The organism is Cohnella sp. (genome assembly GCF_041641335.1).
GTDB lineage: Bacteria > Bacillota > Bacilli > Paenibacillales > Paenibacillaceae > Cohnella.
Map to the genome: position 1 here is coordinate 26,352 of NZ_JBEPYQ010000081.1, position 6,608 is coordinate 32,959.

The following is a 6,608-nucleotide window of genomic DNA, read 5'->3' on the forward strand; positions in this document are numbered from 1 at the left end:
CGTGCTTATTCCCCCAACATGGCGTTAACCTCAGTTTCTTCTTCCCATTGTGCCGACGATTTCTCTGACGGCGTCAATCATGGATACGATATCCGATTTGTCCGTAAAATATCCGGGACTCGCGCGCACGGCTCCCGTCTCGTAAGTCCCTACCGTCTCGTGACCGAGCGGCGTGCAGTGAAAGCCCGCTCTGACCGCGATGCCGAACTGACGATCGAGCAGGAACGCCATCTCCGACGGATCGATTCCTTCTATTGTAAAGGATACGATCGCAGTCCTCTCGACACCGATTTGCGGCCCCAGTATTCGAACCCCCTCAATCCCGAGCAGACCCTCCATCAGTTCAAACGTCAGTTGTCTTTCCTTGTCGTGAATAGCCTTCGTCGTTTCCCGCAGTACGAATTGCACGCCCTCCGAGAGCCCGGCGATTCCCGGCGTATTCTGCGTCCCCGCTTCATAGCGGTCGGGACGTACGGTCGGCTGCTCCGGAGCCTCCGACTTGCTCCCCGTTCCGCCGTGCATCAACGGCTCCAGATCAAGGTCGGGATGGATGTACAGCCCTCCCGTCCCTTGCGGGCCTAACAAGCCCTTGTGTCCCGGGAAAGCCAGAAGGTCAATCCCCATTCCCTCGACGTCGATAGGCAACACTCCGGCGCTCTGGGCGGCATCTACGAGAAGCTTCAAGCCCCGCCTCCTGACCAGCTCTCCGAGATCCGCGATCGGGGCAATTGAGCCGAGAAGGTTCGAGCTGTGCGACGCGGCGATTAGCCTTGTCCTTGGCGTAATAGCCGCTTCCACATCTTTCACGTTCAAGCTGCCCTGCTCGTCCGCCGCGATGAAGGTCGCTTCGATGCCGAACCTTCGCTTCATCGCCTCGATCGGACGTCTGACCGAATTATGCTCGAGCGACGTAGCGATTACATGATCGCCCGGTTTAAGCAATCCCTGGATCGCCAAATTCAGCGCATGGGTCGTATTTAATGCAAAGGCGATGTCATTCGGATTGCCGATCCCGAACAATCTGGCCAGCCGCTTGCGCGCGTCGAACAACACCCTGCTCGCTTTAACGGCCATCTCATGACTTCCTCTGCCCGGATTCGCCGCATTCTCCCGCACGTTCCGTTCGATTGCTTCGACGACTCCTGGAGGCTTGGGCCAGCTTGTCGCCGCATTGTCCAAGTAGATAATCGATTTTGGATCGTTCATGGCATTCACCGTCCTTACACAACAATAGCACACCTTAGTTTAATCCTTCCGTAGGAAGATTACAACTTGGGTATGCTACTCTCGTCTCCCATCTATTAGGCCAGCGCCTTCAACAACTCCAGCAAGCGTTCCAAATCGTTTTTGCCGAAGTACGACAGCTCGATCCGACCTTTGTCTTTGTTCGGTTTGATTCTAACGGTCGTCTGGAACTTCTCGCGCAGCGTCTCTTCGATTTCTTCAATATAAGGGTCACGCTTCTTAACCTTTGTTTTCGGCTTCACGTTCGCTTTCTTGGAGTCGGCGTTCTGAACCGCCTCTTCCAGCTCGCGCACGCTCCATTCCGCCGTAACCGTCTGTTTCGCCAATTGGCGCTTCAGATTTTCGTCTTTAATTCCCGCAAGCGCCCTTGCATGACCCATGGACAATGTTCCACGTGAAACATAATCTTTGATTTCTTCGGGCAGCGAGAGCAACCGCAGGAAGTTGGCGATATGGGAACGGGATTTGCCCACCTTCAAGGACAATTCCTCTTGCGTCAGATTAAACTGATTCATAATCGCCTGGTACGCAACCGCAACCTCGATGGAGTTCAAATCTTCCCGCTGAACGTTCTCGATCAGCGCGATCTCCATCACCTGTTGATCGTTGTAAGCACGAACGACCGCCGGAATCGTCGCGTTGCCGAGCAGTTGGGAAGCTCTGAATCTTCTCTCCCCCGCGATAATTTCATAACCCTTCAGCGCCTGCCGGACGACGATCGGCTGAATGACTCCATGCTCGCGGATCGATTCGGCCAAATCCTTGATCGCGTCTTCTTCGAACGTCTTGCGCGGCTGATACGGATTAGCCCTAAGCTGGGACAACGGAATTTCAACGATTTTATCGTCTTCCTTGATCGACAGAGAGGTAATTAACGCATCCAGCCCTTTACCTAGCCGCTTGCTCATAGGAGATCACTTCCTTTGCCAACTCGAGATACACTTCCGCGCCTTTGGATTTCGGATCGTAAGTAATGATCGATTGTCCATGCGACGGCGCTTCGCTCAGTCTGACATTCCGGGGAATAACCGTTTGGTAAACCTTCTGTTGAAAATACTTCTTGACCTCTTCGATCACTTGGATTCCGAGATTCGTGCGCGCATCGAACATCGTCAGCAAGACGCCCTCGATCTGGAGCGACGTATTCAGATGTTTTTGCACCAGGCGAATCGAGTTAAGCAGCTGACTTAACCCTTCCAGGGCGTAATATTCGCATTGAATCGGAATCAATACGGAGTCCGCCGCCGTCAAGGAATTGATCGTCAGAATGCCCAGCGACGGAGGACAATCGATCAGAATATAATCGAAGTCGCTCTTTATCATGGCCAGCGCCTTCTTAAGACGAATTTCGCGTGACATCGTCGGAACAAGCTCGATCTCCGCGCCAGCCAATTGAATCGTCGCCGGTATGATCTTCAGATCGGGAATGTCCGTATCGGCGATAGCCTGCTTCGGATGCACCTCGTTAATCAGCACATCGTAGATGCAATAGCTCACGTCAGCCTTGTTGATTCCGATGCCGCTGGTCGTATTGCCCTGCGGATCGATATCCACGATCAGCACTTTCTTTCCGAGAGAAGCCAGGCAGGCGCCCAGATTCACCGAAGTCGTCGTCTTGCCAACCCCACCCTTCTGATTGGCAATCGCAATTATTTTAGACAACCTGTTTCACCTCGATATTAATGACCGTCCAAACCTAAACGGCATAGCCGCTTTACCTTTGTCGACGCCGCACATGGACTCAAATAAAAAGACGGATGCCCTTGTAATGCTCGCTGCTAATCCGTTCAAGCGCGAGCATTCCGCTATTCCGAACCGTATGCCTTCTCAACAAGAGCGATCGGATCGGAACGATCCGGACACGAAAGGCTTGCAGCCGTTCGTACCGAACCGGGAGCATGGGCATCCGCGTCGTACTAACGTTTAGGAATCCGGATGATGATTTCGTAATGATCCTCGCAATCCTTCTCGTCCGCTTTAATCGGAATCCCCGATCCGTTAACCATGTCTACGGATTGACGAATCGTATTTACGGCAAGCCGAACGTCTTTGGAGAAGGAGAAACGCTTCGAGCGCTTAGGCTTTGTCGCTTCCAAATAAAACGCCACACGGGTCTCGGTCTGCTTAACGTTCAAATCTTTTTCGATAATTTCCTTCAGCAGCTTGTTCTGCGCCTCTTCATCCGGCAGAGACAGCAGCGCCCTGCCGTGACGTTCGGTAATTTTCCGTTCCAGCAATGCCTGCCGAACCGTCTCTCCCAACTGCAGCAGACGGATTTTGTTGGCGATCGTCGACTGGCTCTTGCCCAGCCGTTGAGCCAAGCTTTCCTGCGTCAGGTTATGGAGGTCGATTAGCTTCTGATAAGCGATCGCCTCTTCAAGAGAAGTCAGCCCCTCGCGCTGCAAGTTTTCGATCAATGCAACGGAAGCGGCTTGGGAATCGTTGATTTCCCGGACGATAGCTGGAATTGTATCCATACCTAGCTTCGTAACCGCTCGCCAACGCCGTTCTCCGGCAATGATCTCGTGTTTTCCATCGCGTACCCGAACTACGATTGGCTGAATAACCCCATGCGTCTTGATCGTTTGGCACAACTCATCGATCCGCTCGTCGTCGAACACCGAACGAGGCTGATAAGGGCTTGGTACGATATCGTGAACGGATATTTGTTTGACTTCTTCTTGAGCGCTGCGGTCTGACAAACCCAGCAACCGTGAAAATTGCTCTTTCATTTCTCTCGGATCACCACATTAAGTAAGATAGGGCGGATGAGTCACGTGTCCTTAGCGACGAAAAAGCGCCGCCATTCACGCCTGACGGCACATCTGCGGCACATTGATCTGTTACCATAATCTATTCGCTATTCCAGCCCCATTTTCCTGCCTGTGAAAAAACTTTCACGCCGCACACGCTCGAAAAACCCTCATTCTATGTACATCGCAGGCGCAGCGCTAACCGCCCCTTACCTACTCTATAAGAATATCATGCGCACGGCATTCGAGTAAACGTAAAAATGTTCCACGTGAAACATTCCCCGTTCATTATACGGGCGATAATGTTTCACGTGGAACATTTAGTCCAGTTGTTTAAGTTTTTAAAAGAGGCGTTTTTAACGGGATGCCGGCTTTGCGCGGATATGCCGGAGGCGTTGGCGACTTTTTCTCGCATACGATCAGATGCCTTTCCGCACCTTCCGTAGGCAGCTTCAAACGCTTTACGTCAACGAGGCGGCCGGCTAGCTTGGATAAACTGAACCGAGCTTCCTCCAACTCTGTCGATATGTCCGTCCCCTTCATTGCAACGAATAGTCCGCCTAGACGAACGAATGGCAAACAAAATTCGTTCAATACCGCAAGACGGGCAACCGCGCGAGCCGTTACGATGTCGTAGCCGTCGCGATGCTCCTTCTTCCTGGCCGCATCTTCCGCTCTGGCGTGCAGACAAGATACTTGCGTTAAATGAAGCTGGCCGGTCACTTCCTCCAAAAACTTAATCCGCTTGGCCAAAGCGTCGACAATCGTCACCCGCAGATGAGGAAATGCGATCGCCAACGGAATGGATGGAAATCCGGCGCCTGAACCGATATCCGCCAGCGATCCCTGTTTGCCGAACGATACCGCCCCGGCCAACGTCAACGAATCGTAGAAGTGCTTCTCATACACCGCTTTCCGCTCGGTAATTCCCGTTAAATTCATTTTTTCGTTCCACTCGACAAGCAAACGATAATAAACTTCGAATTGTTCCAGCTGCCGATCCGTCAATTCGATGCCGAGCGGGTAAAGCCGGTCCGCGAACAACTGCTGTACGTCGTCCCTCATGAACCGTGCGCAGCCGCCGTGACGCGATTGTAATGTTCCAGATGAACGAGCAGAATCGACAGGTCTGCAGGAGTTACGCCCGAAATTCGCGAAGCTTGACCGAGCGATAGCGGACGAATCTTGCCCAGTTTCTGTTTCGCTTCGGTGGCAAGTCCATGAATCGAGTCGTAATCGATATTATCCGGAATGCGTTTTTTCTCCATTTTCTCCATCCGTTCGACTTGCAGCTGCTGCTTCTCGATATAACCGGTATACTTGACCTGAATTTCCACTTGTTCCTTCACGTCTTCCGGCAACTCGAACGACGGCGGAGCGAGTTTCTCCAGATGCGCATAAGTTACCTCCGGACGACGCAGCAGCGTCAGACCGTCAACGGAATTGTTGATCGGCGCGGAACCGACTTCGGCCAGCATGGCTTGCACCGCTTCATCGGGGCGGAACTTCGTTTCCTTCAGGCGAACGATCTCCGCTTCCACCCGCTCCTTCTTCTCCAGAAACTTCGCGTAGCGTTGTTCCGAGATCAACCCGATCTCGCGTCCAAGCGGAGTGAGTCGCAGGTCGGCGTTGTCGTGGCGAAGCAATAAGCGATATTCCGCGCGGGACGTAAGCAGTCGATACGGTTCATTCGTCCCCTTCGTGACGAGATCGTCGATCATAACGCCGATATAGCCCTTCGAGCGATCGATGATGACCGGGTCGGCGCCCTGAACTTTGCGAGCGGCATTAATGCCCGCCATAATTCCTTGACCTGCCGCTTCCTCGTATCCCGACGTTCCGTTAATTTGGCCGGCCGTGAACAGACCTTGCACGATTTTCGTTTCAAGCGACGGCCATAGTTGAGTCGGAATGACCGCGTCATACTCGATCGCGTAGCCGGTTCTCATCATTTCGACTTTCTCCAGGCCCGGAATCGAGCGCAAGATGCGCAGTTGAACATCCTCCGGCATGCTCGTCGACAATCCCTGGACGTAGTATTCCTTCGTGTTGCGACCTTCCGGCTCCAGGAAAATCTGATGCTTCGGCTTGTCGGCGAAGCGAACGATCTTATCTTCGATTGACGGGCAGTAGCGCGGCCCCGTACCTTCTATCAATCCCGAGAACATCGGCGCGCGATGCAGATTGTCGTTGATAATCTGATGCGTTTCCTCCGATGTATAGGTCAGCCAGCACGGAAGCTGCTGATCGGCATGCGCCATATATTCCGTCTCATAAGAGAAATATTTCGGCTTGCTGTCGCCAGGCTGAATCTCGGTTTTGTCGAAGTCGATCGAATCCTTGTGCACCCTTGGAGGCGTACCCGTCTTGAACCTTGCCAATTGGAGCCCGAGATTTTTTAGCGACTCGGACAGCTTCACCGCAGGCTGCTGATTGTTCGGACCGCTCTCGTACATCAATTCGCCAAGAATGACTTTGCCGCGCAAATACGTTCCCGTCGTCAGCACGACAGCTTTCGCTCCGTATTGGGCGCCCGTCTTCGTAATCACTCCTTTGCACACGCCGTCTTCGACGATCAGATCCTCCGCCAGTCCCTGACGCAAGGTCAAG

The 6,608-nt window shown here is 53.1% G+C and carries 6 protein-coding genes; all 6 read right to left on the bottom strand.

Annotation, left to right across the window (positions count from 1 at the left end; translation table 11 throughout):
* Positions 1 to 30 precede the first annotated feature (30 nt).
* Positions 31 to 1,206 carry an aminotransferase class V-fold PLP-dependent enzyme gene (locus ACESLM_RS22925; RefSeq protein WP_372634768.1) on the bottom strand — a complete coding sequence of 392 codons (1,176 nt, stop codon included), beginning with the start codon at positions 1,204 to 1,206 and terminating at the stop codon, positions 31 to 33.
* A gap of 95 nt (positions 1,207 to 1,301) precedes the next feature.
* Positions 1,302 to 2,153, bottom strand: coding sequence for a ParB/RepB/Spo0J family partition protein (locus tag ACESLM_RS22930; RefSeq protein ID WP_372634771.1), 852 nt, complete (start codon positions 2,151 to 2,153; stop codon positions 1,302 to 1,304).
* Positions 2,134 to 2,907, bottom strand: coding sequence for a ParA family protein (locus ACESLM_RS22935; protein WP_372634774.1), 774 nt, complete (start codon positions 2,905 to 2,907; stop codon positions 2,134 to 2,136). Before ACESLM_RS22935 ends, ACESLM_RS22930 begins: the two co-directional genes overlap by 20 nt.
* Before the next feature lie 254 nt (positions 2,908 to 3,161).
* The gene (noc, locus tag ACESLM_RS22940) at positions 3,162 to 3,977 is read right to left on the bottom strand and encodes a nucleoid occlusion protein (protein WP_094047210.1); all 816 of its coding nucleotides are present in this window, start codon (positions 3,975 to 3,977) and stop codon (positions 3,162 to 3,164) included.
* Between the two features lie 354 nt (positions 3,978 to 4,331).
* The gene (gene rsmG, locus ACESLM_RS22945) at positions 4,332 to 5,063 is read right to left on the bottom strand and encodes a 16S rRNA (guanine(527)-N(7))-methyltransferase RsmG (RefSeq protein WP_372634777.1); all 732 of its coding nucleotides are present in this window, start codon (positions 5,061 to 5,063) and stop codon (positions 4,332 to 4,334) included.
* Positions 5,060 to 6,608, bottom strand: a 1,549-nt coding sequence (gene mnmG / locus ACESLM_RS22950; protein WP_372634779.1) for a tRNA uridine-5-carboxymethylaminomethyl(34) synthesis enzyme MnmG, incomplete at its 5' end; no start/stop codon positions are given. The genes rsmG and mnmG, both read right to left, overlap by 4 nt.

What these genes read in the sequence shown, in the direction of transcription:
- noc (WP_094047210.1), bottom strand. Translation starts at nt 3,977, where the DNA reads ATGAAAGAGCAATTTTCACGGTTGCTGGGTTTGTCAGACCGCAGCGCT.
- ACESLM_RS22925 (WP_372634768.1), bottom strand. Translation starts at nt 1,206, where the DNA reads ATGAACGATCCAAAATCGATTATCTACTTGGACAATGCGGCGACAAGC.
- ACESLM_RS22930 (WP_372634771.1), bottom strand. Translation starts at nt 2,153, where the DNA reads ATGAGCAAGCGGCTAGGTAAAGGGCTGGATGCGTTAATTACCTCTCTG.
- rsmG (WP_372634777.1), bottom strand. Translation starts at nt 5,063, where the DNA reads ATGAGGGACGACGTACAGCAGTTGTTCGCGGACCGGCTTTACCCGCTC.